We start from the raw sequence: 17,856 nt of genomic DNA, 5'->3' as shown, positions 1-17,856 counted from the left end.
AGGGTCCGCCCCGCACCGCCGACAGCCGCTCACGCGTTGGCAGGCTCGTCCGCGGAGGACTCGTCGGCGTCCTCGGCCGAGCGGACGGGCTCGACCAGCACCGTCACGATCCGGTTCCGGCGCCCCGCCGGTGCCTCCGCCGTCAGCCGCAACGCCGTCAGGGCGGGGTCGGAGCGGTCCTCAGTGACGTCGACCGTCGCCGTCGCACCCGCGATGGGCACACGGCCGAGCGCCTTCGCCAGCAGACCCCCGACCGTCTCCACGTCCTCGTCGTCGAGGCCGACCAGGTCGTACAGCTCGCCCAGATCGCCGATGTCGAGCCGCGCCGTGACCCGGTAGCGGCCGTCGCCCAGATCCTGCACGGGCGGCAGCTCACGGTCGTACTCGTCGGTGATCTCACCGACGATCTCCTCCAGGATGTCCTCGATCGTCACGATCCCGGCCGTGCCGCCGTACTCGTCGATGACGACCGCGACGTGGATGCGGTCCTGCTGCATCTCGCGCAGCAGATCGCCCGCGTTCTTCGTGTCCGGCACGAACGCCGCCGGGCGCATCGCCGTGGAGACCAGGTCCGTCTCGGCCTCGCGGCTGATGTGCACTCTGCGCGCCAGGTCCTTGAGGTAGACGATGCCGACGACGTCGTCCTCGCTCTCCCCCACCACCGGGACGCGGGAGAAGCCGGAGCGCAGCGCGAGAGTGAGCGCCTGCCTTATCGTCTTGAACCGCTCGATGGTGATCAAGTCGGTGCGCGGCACCATCACTTCACGCACGATCGTGTCGCCGAGCTGGAAGACGGAATGCACCATCTTCCGCTCCTCGTCCTCGATCAGCGACTCCTGCTCGGCGAGGTCGACCATCGCGCGCAGCTCCGCCTCACTCGCGAACGGGCCCTTGCGGAAGCCCTTCCCGGGCGTGAGCGCGTTGCCGAGGAGGATCAGCAGCTGCGGCACCGGGCCGAGAATGCGCACCAGCGGAACCAGCACGTACGAGGCGGCCGTGGCCGTGTTCAGCGGATGCTGACGCCCGATGGTCCGCGGCGAGACCCCGATGGCGACATAGCTGACCAGCACCATCACGCCCATCGCGACGGCCAGGGACTCCCACGTCTCGTCGAAGACCCGCACACAGGTGAACGTGACCAGCACACCGGAGGCGACCTCGCACGCCACCCGCACCAGCAGCGCGAGATTGAGATAGCGCGTCGGATCGGCGGCGACGACCGCGAGCCGCTCGGCACCGCGACGGCCCTGCCGGACCGCTTCCTCCGCGCGGTAGCTGGTCGTACGGGCGAGACCGGCCTCGGCGCAGGCGGCCAGCCAGGCGACGACGAGCAACAGGACCGCCGCGGCGATCAGTTGGGCCGTCACGACGCGGTGGTGGGGGCCGGAGAGGGACCCGTCAGGCCGCGCTCGCCGCGCCAGCCGTCCAGGATCGCGGACTGCAGGCCGAACATCTCGGCCTTCTCGGACGCCTCCTCGTGGTCGTAACCCAGCAGGTGCAGCACTCCGTGGACGGTGAGCAGCTGAAGCTCCTCGTCCATCGAGTGCTGCGTCGGAGCGTCGGCACCCTGCTGCTCGGCGACCTCGGGGCAGAGCACGATGTCACCGAGCAGACCCTGCGGCGGGTCATCCTCCTCGCGCACGGGCGGGCGGAGCTCGTCCATGGGGAACGACATCACGTCGGTCGGACCGGGCAGATCCATCCACTGGAGGTGGAGCTGCTCCATCGCGCCGGAGTCGACGACGATCACCGACACCTCGGAGAGCGGATGGATGCGCATGCGGGTCAGGGCATAGCGGGCGATGTCGAGGAGCGCCTGCTCGTCGACGGTCCGCCCGGACTCGTTGTTGATCTCGATCGTCATGGTGAACCGGCTCAGTGCTTTCCGTGGCCGGGACCGTGGCTGGAGCCGGAACCCGAACCGGAGCCCGAACCGGAGCCCTGACGGTGGCGGTCGCCGTCGCCGGACTTGCCGCCGGGGTGGCCCGAGCCGCCCGCACCGTCCGTACGCACGTCGTAGCGCTCGTACGCGTCGACGATGCGGCTGACGAGCTTGTGCCGCACCACGTCGGAGCTGTCGAGCATGCTGAAGTGCACGTCGTCCAGGCCGTCCAGGATCTCCCGCACCTGCCGCAGCCCGCTCTTCGTGCCGCCCGGCAGGTCGACCTGGGTGACGTCGCCGGTGATCACGATCTTCGACTCGAACCCGAGCCGGGTGAGGAACATCTTCATCTGCTCGGGATTGGTGTTCTGCGCCTCGTCCAGAATGATGAAAGCGTCGTTCAAGGTCCGGCCCCGCATATAAGCCAGCGGCGCCACCTCGATCGTCCCGGCCGCCATCAGGCGCGGGATGGAGTCGGGGTCGAGCATGTCGTGCAGCGCGTCGTAGAGCGGGCGCAGATACGGGTCGATCTTCTCGTAGAGCGTGCCGGGCAGGAAGCCGAGCCGCTCCCCCGCCTCGACCGCCGGCCTGGTCAGGATGATCCGGTTGACCTGCTTGGACTGGAGCGCCTGAACGGCCTTGGCCATCGCGAGGTAGGTCTTGCCGGTGCCGGCGGGGCCGATGCCGAAGACGACGGTGTGCTTGTCGATCGCGTCGACATACCGCTTCTGGTTCAGCGTCTTGGGGCGGATCGTGCGGCCGCGGTTGGAGAGGATGTTCTGTGTGAGCACCTCGGCGGGAGTCTCGCTCGCCGAGCCCGTGCCGTCCTGCTGGTCGCGGAGCATCGAGATGGAGCGCTCGACCGCGTCCTCCGTCATGGGCTGGCCGGTGCGGAGGACCAGCATCATCTCGTCGAAGAGCCGCTGGATGAGGTCGACCTCCGCGGCCTCGCCGGACGCGCTGATCTCGTTGCCTCGTACGTGGATGTCGGCGGCTGGGAACGCCTGCTCGATCACGCGCAGCAGGGAGTCACCGGAACCCAGCACGGTCACCATCGGATGCTTTGCCGGAACGGTGAAGCGGGCCGTGGCTTGAGGCGCCTGCGGGGACCCCGCCTGATTCGTCGTTGTCTGCGTCATGGGTGACCCGGTGGGCCTTCCTCATCCCTCTCTGTCTCTGCCGGCGATTGGCTTTCCAGAATACGACGCGGCACTGACAAGGCCGAACGCGATTTCGCTGCCGGCGCCCGGCGGGCAGGCCCCCAGCGGTCCCGATCCCGGTCCCGGTCCCGGTCCCGCGGCTATGCGGGCCCGCCGGTGCGTCCGAAGCCGATCGTGGGGAGCGCGCGGCGGCGTGCGGCCGGGGCGGGGCAGCCGGTGAGGAACGCGTCAAGGAAGCCGTACCGGCCCTCGCCGGGGCCGGCTCCGGCCGGGGGCTGCGCCGTACGCAGCCGGCTCCGCCACGCCGCGATCTCGGGCCAGCCCGGCGCGGAGAGCGACCCGCCGAACTCCTGGACGGAGAGCGCGGCCGTGAGCCCTGCGAAGGCCAGCCGGTCCGGGAGAGGCCAGCCGGCGAGGGAGCCCATGACGAAGCCCGCGGCGAAGACGTCGCCGGCGCCGGTGGTGTCGAGGGCGTCGACGGGGATGCCCGGGACCTCGGCGGTCTCGCCCGTACGGCCGTCGACGGCGCAGGAGCCCTGTGCCCCGAGCGTGACGACGGCGAGCGGCACCCTCTCGCTGAGCGCCCGGGCGGCCGCGCGGGGGCAGCGGGTGCGTGTGTAGCGCATGGCCTCTTCGGCGTTGGGGAGGAAGGCCTCGCAGTGCTCCAGGCCGGGGAGTGCGCCGAGGTCCCAGCGGCCGGTGTCGTCCCAGCCGACGTCGGCGAAGATGCGGCTGCCGCGGCCGACCGCGGTGGCGATCCACTCCTGGGGGTCGCCCGGCACGAGGGACGTCACGCAGGCGCGGGCGGGAGGCGGGCAGTCGGGGGCTTCGGGATCGATGGGGGCGCCGCCCAGGCCGAGGGCCGCGGGGGCCGCGGTCTTGCGGGGTGGCGCCTCGTGTCCGTGGGAGATCATCGTGCGTTCGCCCTCGTACGCCATGGAGACGGTGACCGGCGAGTGCCAGCCGGGGACGGTGTGGGAGAGGGCGAGATCGATGCCCTCTCCCTTGTCGAGGGCTTCGCGGCAGTAGTCGCCGTACATGTCGTCGCCGAAGGCCGCCGCGAGGGATGTGCGCAGGCCCAGCCGGGCCAGGGCGGTGGCCATGTTGGCGACGCCGCCGGGGCTGGAGCCCATGCCCCGCGCCCAGGACTCGGTGCCGCGTACGGGCGCCGAGTCCAGGCCGGTGAAGATGATGTCGAGGAAGACGGTGCCGGACAGGTAGACGTCGCAGGCCGGGTCGCCGGGACCGCGGAGCGCGGCGAGTGGGTCGAACGGGTGCGTGTGCTGCGGGAGCGTGCCGTGGTGCGCCGGACGCTCCGGCTCCGGTTCCCGCGCCCGCCCGGGCCTGGGCTCCGGCCGCGGTTCGCGCCCGGGTTCCGGCCGGGGTTCCGCTTCCGGCTCGGGTCCCGCTTCCGGCCCCGATCCCCGTTCAGGCCCAGGTGCCGGCCTCGCTTCCGGCTCCGCGCGGGGCCACGGCCCGGACTCCCGTCCGGGCCGATCCTTCTGGTTCCCCGCGCCCGTGCTCACCTGACTCCTCCGGCACCTGTGCAGCTTCGAGTGGTGTCTCCGGTGTACCGCGCGGCTCAGGCATCGGGCCAGCCCGGCGGCTCGCCCGGCCACTCACCCGGCCGCTCCGGGCACCGCCGTGGCGGTACCCGTGGCCGTGGCCGTGACGGCCGGCCCGGCGGTGCCCCTGGCCCAGCCCGTGCCGGGATCATGCCGGGTCAGGGGCCCTGGACGCCCGTCACCAGCGCGGAACGTCCGGGGTGACCCACCCGGGGTCGGCCTTGCGCATGGCCGCGGCGTCGTCCCGGTCGCGCATGGTGCCGTCGTCGTCCAGCCAGCGCTGGTGGAACGCGGCGAGCCGCTCGCGGTCCACCTCGACGCCGAGGCCGGGTGCGTCCGAGACGTCGACGCAGCCGTCGCGGAAGGTCAGCCGCCGGGTGAGGACGTCCTCGGACTGCCACGGGTAGTGGCTGTCGCAGGCGTAGTCGAGGTTGGGGACCGTCGCCGCGACGTGGGTCATCGCGGCCAGCGAGATCCCCAGGTGGGTGTTGGAGTGCATGGACAGGCCGATGCCGAACGTACGGCAGACGGCGGCCAGTTCACGGGTGCGGCTCAGACCGCCCCAGTAGTGGTGGTCGCTGAGGACGACCTGTACCGCGCCGGTGGCGAACGCCTCGGGGAGCTCGGGGAAGGTCGTCACGCACATGTTGGTCGCCAGCGGCACCCCCGCCTGCGCCGCGACCTCGGCCATGCCGGGTGTGCCGCTCGTCGGGTCCTCCAGGTACTGCAGCACGTCGCGCAGCTCCGCCGCGACCCGCAGCGAAGTCGGCACGGACCAGGCGCCGTTGGGGTCCAGGCGCAGGGGCGCACCCGGGAAGGCAGCGGCGAGCGCGCGGACGGCGGCGATCTCCTCGTCCGGTTCGTACACGCCCCCCTTGAGCTTGAAAGAGCTGAAGCCGTAGTCCTCCGCGAAGCGGCGGGCCTGCGCCACTATTCCGGCGGGGTCGGTGGCCGCGCCCCAGTCGTCGGGCTCGCCCTGGCCGGCGGGGTGCTGCTCCCAGCGGTAGAAGAGGTATCCGCTGTATTCGACGCGGTCGCGGATCTTGTGCCCCAGCAGGGCGTGTACGGGCAGTTCCCTGGCCTTGCCGAGGGCGTCCAGGCAGGCGACCTCGAAGGCGGAGACGACGGAGAGGCGGAGCTTGCCGGCGGTCTGCACTCCGCGCAGTCCGCCCACGTCCACGGAGTTCTCGACGCGTCCGGAGTCGACCTCGACACCACTCACCAGCGTGAACAGCCCGTTCAGGTCCGTGACTTGACGGCCCGGCAGTGCCGCGGCCAGCGGCCGGGCTATCTCCAGGTACTTGGTGTCGCCGTAGGTCTCGCCGAAGCCGCTGGTGCCGCCGGAGGTGACGACTTCGACGATCAGCCGCGTCGCGTACGGCTGGTGCACCCCCTGGGTGTTGAGGAGCGGCGGATCGGAGACGAGGACGGGTGTCAGCCGTACGTCAGTGATGGTCAGGTCGGCGGTCATGGGGCGGCTCCCGTCGCGTCCGTCGGCGCTTGTCTCCGTACGTAGACGTTGTCCACGTATGGAAATGGAGGCTATGGACCTGAACGCACCCGGTCAAGAGCCCGCGCAGCCGTACCCGCCGGTCTTCGCGCTTCCCGCACGCACACCGGCCCCCGGACACACCTCCGCCCCCGCGTTGTGCGCGGGGGCGGAGGAAAGCCGGGAGAGCCGGGCGGCGAGGGCCGGCTCAGCGCGACGAGCTCGCGGAGTCGCTCTCCTCGACACCGGAAGGCGGAGACTCCCCGGCCGGGCGGCCGCCCTCCGCCGCATCGCCACCCTCGGAACCCTCGGGCGCCGCCGGGCCCGTCGACCCCGTTGCTCCCGTCGCCCCTTCCTTCGCTCCGTCCTTCGACACAGCGGTCTTGCCGCGCCGCGTGAGCCGGCGGGCGGCCGGCTCGGTCCAGCGGGCGGTGAGCGGTCCGACGATGACGAGGATGAGGACGTACGCGGTGGCCAGCGGACCGATGCGCGGTTCGGCCCCGGCGGCGAGGCCCGCGATGACGATCGAGAACTCACCGCGTGCAACGAGCGTGCCGCCCGCCCGCCAGCGCCCCGGCGACCTGATGCCCGCGCGGCGTGCGGCGTACCAGCCGGTGGCGATCTTCGTCAGCGTGGTGACGACGGCGAGGATCAGCGCGGGCAGCAGTACGGGCGGGATGTCGGACGGTTCGGTGGACAGGCCGAAGAAGACGAAGAAGACCGCCGCGAAGAGGTCGCGCAGCGGCATCAGCAGATTGTGCGCGCCCTCGGCCACCTCGTCCGACAGCGCGATCCCCACGAGGAACGCGCCGACGGCCGCCGAGACCTGCAATTCCTGGGCGATGCCCGCGACGAGCAGCGTGAGGCCGAGCACGACCAGCAGCAGCATCTCCGCGCTGTCGGAGGAGACCACGCGGCTGATCAGACGGCCGTGGCGCAAGGCCAGATAGAGCACGGCGCCGACGGTGCCCAGCGAGATCAGCAGCGTCAGCGCACCGCCTGCGAGGCTCACACCGGCGAGGATCGCGGTGAGGATCGGCAGGTAGACGGCCATGGCCAGGTCCTCGATGACGAGGACGCCGAGGATGACGGGTGTCTCGCGGTTGCCGAGACGGCCGAGGTCGCCGAGGACCTTGGCGATGACGCCCGACGAGGAGATCCAGGTGACCCCTGCCAGCACGACGGCGGCGACCGGCCCCCAGCCCAGCAGCAGCGCCGCCACGGCGCCGGGCACGGCGTTGAGGACGAAGTCGACGGCGCCGGAGGGGTATTGGGTCTTGAGGTTGGTGACGAGTTCGGAGGCGCTGTACTCGAGACCGAGCAGGAGCAGCAGCAGAATGACGCCGATCTCCGCACCCGTGGCGACGAATTCCTCGCTGGCCTGCAGCGGGACGAGGCCGCCGTGGCCGAAGGCGAGCCCGGCGAGCAGGTAGAGCGGGATCGGGGAGAAGCCGATGCGGCCGGCGAATCTTCCGAGCAGGCCCAGGGCCAGGATGATCGCCCCGAGTTCGATGAGCATGGCGGTGGTGTCGTGCACGGGCGTCGTCCTCCGGTCGGTTCAGCGGCGGCGTCCGGCTCGTCTTCGTACGCGACGGCTCGGCGGTGGCGTCGAGGTTGCCGAGGGTGCCGTGGGCGTCGAGGGTGCCGACTGCGTCAAAGGCGCCGGCGGCTTCGCGTACGGGACTGATGCCGGGTGTGGCGGCGGGCCGGCGGCGGCCGGCCCAGGGGGGCGGAGTGCGTCCCCCGCGCACGGAGGCGGCCACAGCGGTCTGTGCCGCTGCTGCCGTGCACGCTGCCGACGGCGGCGGCATCCGCACGCGCGGGCACGGCGGCGCGCGGTGCGGGAACAGCGGGCAGCCGACGCCGGCGAAGGCGGCTTCACGGACCGGCGGTGGGTCGGATGCATCTTCTGGCCCCCGTCACGTCGGCTCAAGAACCGGCGTACGGACCGGCACTAGCGATGGGCAATCACCCGCACCAGAGTAATCGACCGGTAAAGAGGGCTTACTGCCAGGGCAAAACCAGAGCGCTGCCCGGCCCGTGCGGACGGCCGGGCCCGTCGCCGCCGCACGGCGGTGAGCCGGTCAGCGGCGGCCCGCGCCCGTCTCCACGGCCGGCTCGGCATCGCCATGTTCGCCGTACCAGCGGGCGAGCTTGCCGCGCCTGCCGATCGCGCGCAGCCGGCGTTCGGCCGCGTCCCGGACGGCCGGGTTGACGATCAGGAGCAGTTCGTCGCCGGCAAGGAGCACGGTGTCCTCGCGCGGAACCATGCTGGAGCCGTCGCGTACGACCAGGGTGACCACTGCGGGCGGAGGCAGCCGGAGCTCGAAGACGGCCACGCCCTGGAGTCGGGAGCCCGGCGGCACCGACACGGTGAGCAGATCGGCGTCGAGCACGTCGAGCGGTGCCGACTCCACCTCGACGTCCCGCAGCGCACCGGAACGGCTCACACCCAGCCGGCGGGCCATGACCGGAAGGGTGGGCCCCTGGATCAGGGTGAAGACGACGACGAGCACGAAGACGATGTTCAGCAGGCCCCGTGCTCCCTCGACCCCCGCCACGATCGGGAAGGTGGCCAGCACGATCGGCACCGCGCCGCGCAGACCCGCCCAGGAGATGAACGCCTGTTCCCGCAGGGGAATGCGGAAGGGCACGAGGCAGAGGAGCACGGAGACCGGCCGTGCGACGAGCAGCAGGAACAGTCCGACGCCCAGGGCCGTCAGGAGAACCGACGGCAGTTCGCTGGGGGTGACCAGCAGGCCCAGCATGACGAACAGCCCGATCTGGGCCAGCCATCCCGCGCCCTCCGCGAAGGAGCGGGTGGCGGCGCGGTGGGGCAGCTCGGCGTTGCCGAGCACGAGTCCCGACAGGTACGCGGCGATGATGCCGCTTGCGTCGACCGCGCCGGCCGCGGCGAAGGCGATGATGCCCAACCCGACGGTGGTCAGCGGGTACAGCCCGGTCGCGGGCAGCGCGATGTGCCGCAGGGCGAAGGCCCCCAGCCGCCCGACGGCCAGACCGGCGGCGGCCCCAACTCCCAACTGGAAGAAGATGTCGCCGACGATGACGACCGGGCCGGGCATGCCCGTGACGGCGTTGCTGAAGACCAGGACGAGGATGATGGTGGGCGCGTCGTTGAAGCCCGATTCCGCCTCCAGCAGACCGGTGACCTTCTTGGGCAGGGGCAGGGTCCGCAGGACGGCGAAAGTGGCGGCGGCATCGGTGGAGGAGATGATCGCGCCGAGCAGCAGCGCCAGATGCCATTCCAGTCCCAGCAGGAAATGGGCCCCGGTGGCGGTGACGCCGACCGACACCGCCACACCGGCGCCGGCCAGCACACCGGCTGGTGCCAGCAGGCGCTTGACGTCCTCCCAGCTTGTGGTCAGGCCGCCTTCGACGAGGATGAGGGCCAGCGCAGCGGTACCCAGAGCCTGCGCGAGCTGTGCGTCGTCGAATTCCAGCCCGAGGACGTCCTCGCCGAGGATGACGCCGACGGCGAGGAAGAGCAGCAGGCTCGGCAGCCCGAGCCTATGGGCCGTCCGCGCGGCGGCGATTCCGGCCAGCAGGACCGCTCCGCCGATCAGCAGGGTCACGTAGAGCTGCTGCAGCGTCACCTGGAGATCCCCGCAGTGATCCGGGCAGCGGTCCGGACAGTGATCCCGGCAGCGATCCGGGGAGCGATCCGGGGAGGCACGAGGCCGCCCGTGACGGGCCGTCGGACACGGTGGTCACCTGGGAGGCCGTCCCCGGGGATTCCGGTACTCCGGAGTGAACAGGTGCCCGGAGACTCCTGCGAGCACCAGGCCCGCGGCGATGAGCAGGCCCTCTCCGGCCACGATGCCGCCCAACAGGCATACGGTGGCTGGGACCAGCACCAGCCAGGCGGCCACACGCCAGCGCCTGCCGTGTGGGGGTGCCGTACGGTCTTCGGCTCCCGGAACACGCTGCCCGCGCTGCGCGGGCAGATCGTCGAAGCGGTCCACTGGTTCGCCCTCCCTCCGGCGTCGTCGCCGCGCTGCCGCCGCGTCAGGTGTGCGGTGCGGTTCCGGTGCTTCACTGGCCCCCCTCGTCCGACGGATCGTCAACCCCGCGTCCAGCGCCTACGCGAAGGCGAAATAGCGCAGCCACACATAGGCGGCGGCCAGCACGATCGTCACCGCGGTGACGATCACGCCGTACTTGGAGAACTTCCAGAATGAGATGTGGTGGCCGCTGCGGTCGGCGATGCCGACGACCACGACGTTGGCCGAGGAGGCGATGATCGTTGCGTTGCCCGCGAGGTCGGCGCCGAGCGCGAAGGACCACCAGAGCATCCCGGCCTCGCCGGTTCCGCCCGATGCCTGGACCATCTCGGAGACGACGGGAGTGACCGAGGCGACGAACGGGATGTTGTCGATGACCGCCGAGGGGACCACCGATCCGAAGACCAACGCCATCGACGTGCCGAGCAGTTGCCCCTCGGTGGCCTCCGCTGCCGCCTCGCCCAGGTCGGCGATGATCCCCGTCTGCACCATCGCCCCGACCATCACGAACAGCCCGGCGAAGAAGGCGAGCGTCTCCCACTCCACGTCCTTGACCACGTCCCCGGCGCTCAGTCCGGAGACGGCCAGCAGCGTCAGCCCGCCGACTATGGCGACCACAGCGGGCTCCACGTGCAGGACCGTGTGGAGCACGAAGCAGGCCATCACCGCGGCGACCACCACACCGCTGACGACGAGCAGCCGGGGGTCCTTGATGGCCTCCCGCTCGTCCATGTCCATGACCTGCTGCGCCTTCTCCGCGTCGTAGCGGAAGGCCGAGCGGAACATGAAGCGGCTCATCACGACGAAGACCAGAGTGAGGAACACCGCGATCGGCGCCATGTGCCACAGGAAGTCGTTGAAGGACAGCCCTGCGCGGGAGCCGATGATGATGTTGGGCGGGTCGCCGATGAGAGTGGCCGCACCGCCGATGTTGCAGGCGAACACCTCGGCCAGGAGGTAGGGGACGACGGGCACGCCCAGCCGCCGGCAGATGACGATCGTGACGGGGGCCATCAGCAGGACCGTGGTGACGTTGTCGAGCCAGGCGGAGAGGATCGCGGTGGCGACGATCAGGAGGACCATCAGCCGGTACGGTCTGCCCTTCGCCCGCTTCACGGCCCAGACAGCGACGTACTCGAAGATCCCGGTGCGCTTCAGCACCGCGACGATGAGCATCATCCCGAGCAGCAGGAATATGACGTTCCAGTCGATGCCCGCTTCCTCGGAGAAGAACGCGTGCTCCGTGTCGGTGGCCCCGATGACCAGCATCACGACCGCACCGCCGAGTGCAGCGGTGACCCGGTGCACGCGCTCGGTCGCGATCAGTACGTAGGCGGTGGCGAACACACCTACTGCCAGCCATGCGGTGACCGTCATACGCGCTTCCCCTCTTGAGATGGACGGACCGGGCGGCGCCGGGCCCTGATCTCAAGGCTCATGTGGGGAGGGCATCCGGAACTATCCGGTCCGACACCCAGATCGCGAGGTGGCCGACCTGCAGAGACGGGGATCGCAGCCGGGCCGGAATGGGTGCCGGACCCGATGGACGCGTCCCGCTCGGTGAAGCAAGCTGAAAGACGGGCCACCAGGCCCGTCGGCCCGTGGGCGCGGTGCGCCGCAGTGCGGCGGTCATCCCCGCGCGGCGGCAGTCCCCAGGTCAGCGGCCATTGCGGCCCGCGGTCACACCCGGCCCGCGGTCACACCCGGCCCGCGGTCACTCCCGGCCGGCCGGTGCCCACGGGCGAAGAAGGTGCGTGCGGCCCTGCCGGCGTCGTCGCACGAGGAGGCGGTTGCACTTTGTCCCTGTTCTGGCGGATCTTCCTGCTCAACGCCGCGGTGCTCACCGTGGCCACCGCTCTGCTGCTGCTCGGCCCCGTCACCGTGTCAACTCCCGTGCTGCTCACCGAGGCGGCCGTCCTCGGCGCCGGCCTCGTCTCGATGCTCATCGCCAACGCCGCTCTGCTGCGGCTCAGCCTCACGCCGCTGCGGCGCCTCACCCGTGCCATGACCACCATCGACCTGCTGCGTCCTCGGCCACGTCCGGCGGTCGGGGGGCAGGGCGAGATCGCGGACCTGATCAGGACGTTCAACACCATGCTCGACCGTCTGGAGGCCGAACGGGCCACGAGCACCGCCCGCGCGCTCTCCGCACAGGAGGCCGAACGCCGCCGCATCGCCCAGGAGTTGCACGACGAGGTCGGCCAGACGCTCACCGCGGTGCTGCTGGAGATGAAGCGCGTCGCGGACCACGCCTCCGAGCCCGTACGCGACGAGCTGCACGAGGTACAGGAGGCGACCCGCGGCAGCCTGGACGAGATCCGGCGCATCGCGCGCAGACTGCGCCCTGGGGTGCTGGAGGAGCTGGGGCTGGCCAGCGCCCTGAAGTCGCTGACCACGGAGATCCCCTCGCACGGCGGCCCGGCCGTGAAGGCGCGGCTGGACGCGGAGCTGCCCGAGCTGGACGACGAGACGGAACTCGTCCTCTACCGCGTCGCACAGGAGGGCCTCACCAACACCGTCCGGCACGCGGACGCCGGGCACGCCGAACTCACCCTCCGCCGCACCACCGGCGGAGTCGAGCTGCGCGTACGCGACGACGGACGCGGACTCCGCGGCGCACCCGAAGGCGCCGGGATCCGCGGCATGCGCGAGCGTGCCCTGCTGATCGGCGCCGGACTGACCATCGGGACCGGGCCGGCGGGCGGCACGGAAGTGCGGCTCGACGTGCCCGTACGGAACGGGGGCGGCTGACATGCGCGAGAACGCGAAGACCCGCGTTCTGCTCGCCGACGACCACGCGCTCGTACGCCGGGGAGTGCGGCTCATCCTCGACGGCGAACCCGACCTGACCGTCGTCGCCGAGGCGGGCGACGGCGCCGAGGCGATCGAGACGGCCCGTGCCGAAACGCCCGACCTGGCCATCCTCGACATCGCCATGCCACGCATGACCGGGCTGCAGGCGGCACGCGAACTCTCCCGGCAGCAGCCGGACATCCGCATCCTCATGCTGACCATGTACGACAACGAGCAGTACTTCTTCGAGGCCCTCAAGGCCGGCGCCGCGGGCTATGTCCTCAAGTCCGTCGCCGACCGCGACCTGGTCGAGGCATGCCGCGCCGCGATGCGCGACGAGCCGTTCCTGTACCCCGGTGCCGTCACCGCGCTCATCCGTGACCACCTCGCCCGTGCGCGGGAGGGGGACCGGCTGCCCGCCCGCGCCATCACCGACCGCGAGGAGGAGATCCTCAAGCTCGTGGCCGAGGGCCACACATCGAAGGAGATCGCCGGAATCCTCTTCATCAGCGCCAAGACCGTGGAGCGGCACCGGGCGAACCTGCTGCAGAAGCTCGGCCTGAAGGACCGCCTGGAACTGACGCGGTACGCGATCCGGGCCGGGCTGATCGAACCGTAGCCGCGGCGGCACGGTGAGGCGGATGTCCTACGATCGGCGCATGCCGGAGAACGGGGGCGTACGCGCCGTGAAGTCCGCGTCCCGCGCCGTCGACCTGCTGGAGGTACTGGCCGCGCGAGGCGACCGGCCCGCCCGGCTGCGCGAGCTCGCCGAGGAGCTGCAGGTGCCCCGCAGCAGCATGTACGCCCTCCTCCAGACCCTCGTCGAACGGGGCTGGGTGCGCACCGACGCGACCGGCTCGCTCTACGGCATCGGCATCCGCGCCCTGCTCACCGGCACCAGCTACCTCGACAGCGACCCGAGAGTGCGCATCGCCCGCCCGTACCTCGCGGAGGCCTCCGAGACGCTGGGCGAGACGATCCATCTCGCCCGTCTCGACCGCGGCGACGTCGTCTATCTCGCCACGAGGGAGTCGCACGAGTACCCGCGTACGCTCAACCGCGTCGGCCGCCGCCTGCCCGCTCACGCGGGAGCACTGGGCAAGGCACTGCTCGCCGAGCGGCCGGACTCCGCACTCCCGCTTCCCGGCGGCCCGTTGCGCGCCCTCACCGCCAACACCCACACCGGACGGGCCTCCCTGCTGGCCGACCTGGCAGAGGTGCGGAAGCGCGGTTACGCCGTGGACCGGGAGGAGAGCGTCGTGGGCATCGTGGGCTTCGGCTTCGCCCTGCGGGACGACTCCCCGGCCACCGACGCGGTCAGCTGCTCCGTACCTGCCGGGCGGCTCACCCCGGAGCACGAGCAGCGCATCGTCGCCGTGATGCGGGAGATCCGCGAACGGATCGAATCCGCGGGCCCCGTGGCCGCGGGCGGCAGCACCCCCGACTGGCGCTGAGGGGGCGGGGGCAGTCGTTCCCCGTAACCGCGGTGCGGCGCTCGCGAGCCGCCTCAGCGGGCCGGGCGGAGGACGAAGGCGCCCCAGCCCAGCAGGTCACGCCCGTGGGCGAGATGGGACGTGCGGGCGTGACGTAGGAAGTCGCGCATGTCCGGGGCGTCTTCGTGATCGGGGTTCGCGCGCAGCCAGTCGCTGATGGTGCGCCACTGGGACGCCCCGTACCGGTCCCAGCTGTCCGGGTCTGCGAGGACCATCTCCACGAGTTCCAGACCGGCCGCCTCGAAGCGCTCGTTCGTGCCGACGAGGCTGGTGAAGTCGTCCCGTTCCAGCTCCAGCGCCCGGCATGCCTCGTCGGACGGTTCGCTGCGCCAGTACACCTCGCCGACGACCAGCGTGCCGTCCGCGCGCAGCGCACGCCGCATCAGCTCCAGCGTGCCCGCGAGACCCCCGCCGATCCAGGTGGCGCCCAGGGAGGTGACCAGGTCGTAGCCCTCCGGGCCGGCCTCGTACGTGCCGGCGTCGGCGCGTACGAACTGCAGCCGCTCCGCCACTCCCAGCTCGGCCGCGCGTTCGCGTGCCGCGCCGAGGAAGACCTTGCTGATGTCGACACCGACCCCCGTGGTGCCGTGGTCACGGGCCCAGGTCGCCAGCAACTCGCCCTTGCCGCAGGCCAGATCGAGGTGCCGGGCGCCGCGCTCCGGTCTCGTCACCTCCCCGAGAAGCCGCAGCTTCTCATCCGTGAGGGGGTTGAGGATGCGGCTCCGTGCTTCGGCGATCTCGTGGTGGCGCAGTGACATGGGGTTCCTTCCGGTGCGTACGGGCGGAACCCTGCCCGTACGCACCGGTCACGCGCAACGCGATTCCGGGCGGCGGCCCGGGGGCCACCGACCCGGTGCGCGGATCAGAAGACGACCACCGACCGGAGGACGTCCCCCGCGTGCATCCGGTCGAAGGCCTGCTCGACCTCGTCGAGGGCGATCCGCTCCGTCACGAACTTCTCCAGATCCAGGCGCCCTTGCCGGTGGAGGTCGATCAGCATGGGGAAGTCGCGGGAGGGCAGACAGTCGCCGTACCAGGAGGACTTGAGGGAGCCGCCGCGGCCGAAGACGTCCAGCAGCGGGAGTTCGAGACGCATCTCGGGGGTCGGCACACCGACCAGGACGACCGTGCCGGCCAGGTCCCGGGCGTAGAAGGCCTGTTCGTACGTCTCGGGGCGGCCGACCGCCTCGATGACGACGTCCGCGCCGAAGCCGCCGGTCAGTTCCCTGATCGCCTCGACGGGGTCCGTCGAGGCGGAGTCGACGGTGTGCGTGGCGCCCATGGACTCCGCCTGCCTGAGCTTGCGTCCGTCGATGTCCACGGCGATGACGCGCGAGGCTCCCGCGAGCCGCGCGCCCACGACGGCCGCGTCGCCGACGCCTCCGCAGCCGATCACCGCGACGGTGTCACCGCGCCCGACCTGGCCGGTGTTGACGGCGGCACCGATGCCGGCCATCACGCCGCAGCCGAGCAGCCCCGCGACCGCGGGTGAGACGTCCGGATCGACCTTGGTGCACTGTCCCGCGGCCACCAGGGTCTTCTCCGCGAAGGCGCCGATGCCGAGGGCCGGGGAGAGTTCGGCGCCCGACCCGGCGAGCGTCATCGGCTGGCCGGCGTTGTGCGTGTCGAAGCAGTACCAGGGGCGTCCGCGGCGGCACGCGCGGCACTGGCCGCACACCGCGCGCCAGTTGAGGATCACGAAGTCGCCGGGCTCCACCTCGGTCGTGCCCGCGCCGACGGACTCGACGACGCCCGCGGCCTCGTGGCCGAGCAGGAAGGGGAACTCGTCGCTGATGCCGCCCTGTTTGTAGTGCAGATCGGTATGGCAGACGCCGCACGCCTGCACCCGCACCACGGCCTCGCCCGGGCCGGGGTCCGGCACCACGACGGTCTCCACGCGCACCGGTTCGTCCTTGCCCGGCGCGATGACGCCGCGCACCTCCTGTGACATCCGGACCCTCCGTACTCGGCCCGCGGTCACCCCGTCGTGACCGCGGTTGTCGGTTGCGCCCAACTGTGCCGCCCGGAAGGCGAACCGTCGACCATGCGACGGGGTGTCGCGGGTGCCGGCCCCGGCGGCACCCCGGGCGCGGGGCGTCCACGTGGGGCCCGGGTGGAAACACATTCGGCTTCACGGGCGGCGGCGGGTGAGGATGTGGCTGCAGGAGGCGCGCGATGCCGGCCAGCAGGTGACAGCTGACAGCTGACGTTATCTGTCAGCTGAAGACTGACCGTTGACCGGCCCCAGAGGCCCGCCGGTCCCGGAGGAGAAGCGGAGCACCCATGAGCAGCAGTACGAGTACGAGTACGGACGGCCCCGCATCCGGAGGCCCCGAGCCCGTCACGCTGGAGGACATCCGAGCCGCGGCCCGCCGGCTGAAGGGGGCGGCACACCGCACACCGGTGCTCCGCTCCCGGACGCTGGACCGGCTGGTGGGCGCTGAGGTCCATCTGAAGTGCGAGAACTTCCAGCGGATGGGGGCGTTCAAGTTCCGCGGCGCGTACAACGCCCTCGCTCAACTGCCGCCCGCCCAGCTGGCGAACGGCGTCGCGGCCTACTCCTCGGGCAACCACGCGCAGGCCGTCGCGCTCGCCGCGCGCGAGCTGGGGAGCAAGGCCGTCATCGTGATGCCCGAGGACAGCCCGCGCTCCAAGATGGATGCCACGGCGGACTACGGCGCCGAGATCGTCACCTACGACCGCTACACCGAGGACCGTGAGGCCATCGGCGAGCGCCTGGCCGAGGACCGGGGGCTGGCGCTCGTACCTCCGTACGAGCATCCGCACATCATCGCGGGCCAGGGCACCGTCGCGCTGGAACTGCTGGAGGAGACGGGCGAGCTGGACGCCCTCGTGGTTCCGGTGGGCGGCGGCGGGCTCGCCGCGGGGTCGGCGACGGCGGCCAAGGCGCTGTATCCGGGCATCCGGGTCATCGGCATCGAGCCGGAGGCGGGGGACGACACGCGGCGCTCGCTGGCCGCGGGCCGCCGCGTCTCGCTGGACGCCGTGCCGCGCACCATCGCCGACGGCCAAGGGGCCGTCACACCGGGCGAGTTGACCTTCTCCCTCAACCGGCGTCTGCTGGCGGCGGTCGAGCTGGTGAGCGACGAGGAGATCCGGGCGGCGATGCGGCTCGCGTTCGAGCGGCTGAAGGTCGTGATCGAACCGAGCGGCGCGACCGGCCTCGCCGCCCTTCTCGCCGGGCGCATCGACCCCGTTCCGGCGCGCGTCGGAGTCGTCGTCTCGGGAGGCAATATCGGCGTACGGCGCTTCCTTGAGCTGATGGAGGAGGACGGGCCCTCCTGACAAGGCGGCCCTCCTGACAAGGCGAACGGCCGGCACCTGGGCAGGAGGTGCCGGCCGTTCCTACTCGGCGAGCCGCCCTGTGCCGCCGAGGTTCACGGTGCGCGAAGACGCGCTCGGGGATGGATGTCCGTGTCCGTGTCCGTGTC

The 17,856-nt window shown here is 71.7% G+C and carries 15 protein-coding genes; 4 read left to right on the top strand and 11 right to left on the bottom strand.

Annotated features, from left to right (window positions below):
• Positions 1-29: 29 nt before the first annotated feature.
• The 9 genes from ACSMXX_RS23075 to ACSMXX_RS23035 all read right to left on the bottom strand — a co-directional run bounded on the left by ACSMXX_RS23075 (position 30) and on the right by ACSMXX_RS23035 (position 11,495).
• Positions 30-1,367, bottom strand: coding sequence for a hemolysin family protein (locus tag ACSMXX_RS23075; RefSeq protein WP_473180598.1), 1,338 nt, complete (start codon positions 1,365-1,367; stop codon positions 30-32).
• On the bottom strand, positions 1,364-1,864 hold the full coding sequence (ybeY, locus tag ACSMXX_RS23070; RefSeq protein ID WP_473180597.1) for an rRNA maturation RNase YbeY: 501 nt from the start codon (positions 1,862-1,864) through the stop codon (positions 1,364-1,366). The genes ACSMXX_RS23075 and ybeY overlap by 4 nt, the downstream gene beginning before the upstream one ends.
• A gap of 11 nt (positions 1,865-1,875) precedes the next feature.
• The gene (locus tag ACSMXX_RS23065) at positions 1,876-3,021 is read right to left on the bottom strand and encodes a PhoH family protein (protein WP_473180596.1); all 1,146 of its coding nucleotides are present in this window, start codon (positions 3,019-3,021) and stop codon (positions 1,876-1,878) included.
• A gap of 161 nt (positions 3,022-3,182) precedes the next feature.
• Positions 3,183-4,568 carry a PfkB family carbohydrate kinase gene (locus tag ACSMXX_RS23060; protein ID WP_473180595.1) on the bottom strand — a complete coding sequence of 462 codons (1,386 nt, stop codon included), beginning with the start codon at positions 4,566-4,568 and terminating at the stop codon, positions 3,183-3,185.
• A 217-nt stretch (positions 4,569-4,785) separates the two neighbouring features.
• Positions 4,786-6,078, bottom strand: coding sequence for a glucarate dehydratase family protein (locus ACSMXX_RS23055; RefSeq protein ID WP_473180594.1), 1,293 nt, complete (start codon positions 6,076-6,078; stop codon positions 4,786-4,788).
• A gap of 226 nt (positions 6,079-6,304) precedes the next feature.
• A complete protein-coding gene (locus ACSMXX_RS23050) occupies positions 6,305-7,633 on the bottom strand; it encodes a cation:proton antiporter (RefSeq protein WP_473180593.1) in 1,329 nt (442 codons plus the stop codon).
• 547 nt (positions 7,634-8,180) lie between these two features.
• The gene (locus ACSMXX_RS23045) at positions 8,181-9,710 is read right to left on the bottom strand and encodes a potassium/proton antiporter (protein ID WP_473180592.1); all 1,530 of its coding nucleotides are present in this window, start codon (positions 9,708-9,710) and stop codon (positions 8,181-8,183) included.
• A gap of 114 nt (positions 9,711-9,824) precedes the next feature.
• Entirely contained in the window at positions 9,825-10,079 is a 255-nt protein-coding gene (locus ACSMXX_RS23040) for a DUF3040 domain-containing protein (protein WP_473180591.1), read from the bottom strand.
• Positions 10,080-10,196: 117 nt separating this feature from the next.
• Positions 10,197-11,495, bottom strand: coding sequence for an ArsB/NhaD family transporter (locus ACSMXX_RS23035; protein ID WP_473180590.1), 1,299 nt, complete (start codon positions 11,493-11,495; stop codon positions 10,197-10,199).
• Positions 11,496-11,915: 420 nt separating this feature from the next.
• Here ACSMXX_RS23035 and ACSMXX_RS23030 point away from each other — a divergent pair, with 420 nt between their 5' ends.
• Genes ACSMXX_RS23030 through ACSMXX_RS23020 form a run of 3 tightly spaced genes read left to right on the top strand, consistent with a single transcriptional unit; the run spans position 11,916 to position 14,365 of the window.
• On the top strand, positions 11,916-12,869 hold the full coding sequence (locus ACSMXX_RS23030) for a HAMP domain-containing sensor histidine kinase (RefSeq protein ID WP_473180589.1): 954 nt from the start codon (positions 11,916-11,918) through the stop codon (positions 12,867-12,869).
• Between the two features lies 1 nt (position 12,870).
• Positions 12,871-13,530, top strand: a complete 660-nt coding sequence (locus ACSMXX_RS23025) for a response regulator (RefSeq protein ID WP_473180588.1) — start codon at positions 12,871-12,873, stop codon at positions 13,528-13,530.
• 40 nt (positions 13,531-13,570) lie between these two features.
• Complete coding sequence (locus tag ACSMXX_RS23020; protein WP_473180587.1) at positions 13,571-14,365, top strand: IclR family transcriptional regulator; 795 nt, start codon at positions 13,571-13,573, stop codon at positions 14,363-14,365.
• A gap of 53 nt (positions 14,366-14,418) precedes the next feature.
• Here the strand turns inward: ACSMXX_RS23020 and ACSMXX_RS23015 are convergent, their stop codons facing one another.
• Both ACSMXX_RS23015 and ACSMXX_RS23010 read right to left on the bottom strand, forming a co-directional pair.
• Positions 14,419-15,162, bottom strand: a complete 744-nt coding sequence (locus ACSMXX_RS23015; RefSeq protein ID WP_473180586.1) for an SAM-dependent methyltransferase — start codon at positions 15,160-15,162, stop codon at positions 14,419-14,421.
• A gap of 104 nt (positions 15,163-15,266) precedes the next feature.
• Positions 15,267-16,355 (bottom strand): S-(hydroxymethyl)mycothiol dehydrogenase, encoded by a 1,089-nt coding sequence (locus ACSMXX_RS23010; RefSeq protein WP_473180585.1) that lies wholly within the window; start codon positions 16,353-16,355, stop codon positions 15,267-15,269.
• 332 nt (positions 16,356-16,687) lie between these two features.
• On the opposite strand from ACSMXX_RS23010, the gene ACSMXX_RS23005 reads away from it, so the two are divergent.
• Positions 16,688-17,710, top strand: a complete 1,023-nt coding sequence (locus tag ACSMXX_RS23005; protein WP_473180584.1) for a pyridoxal-phosphate dependent enzyme — start codon at positions 16,688-16,690, stop codon at positions 17,708-17,710.
• The last annotated feature ends 146 nt before the right edge of the window (positions 17,711-17,856 follow it).

The organism is Streptomyces sp. DSM 116795, from assembly GCF_055792905.1.
The sequence above is the reverse complement of the archived record's forward strand: the minus strand, read 5'-3'. Positions and strand labels throughout refer to the sequence as shown.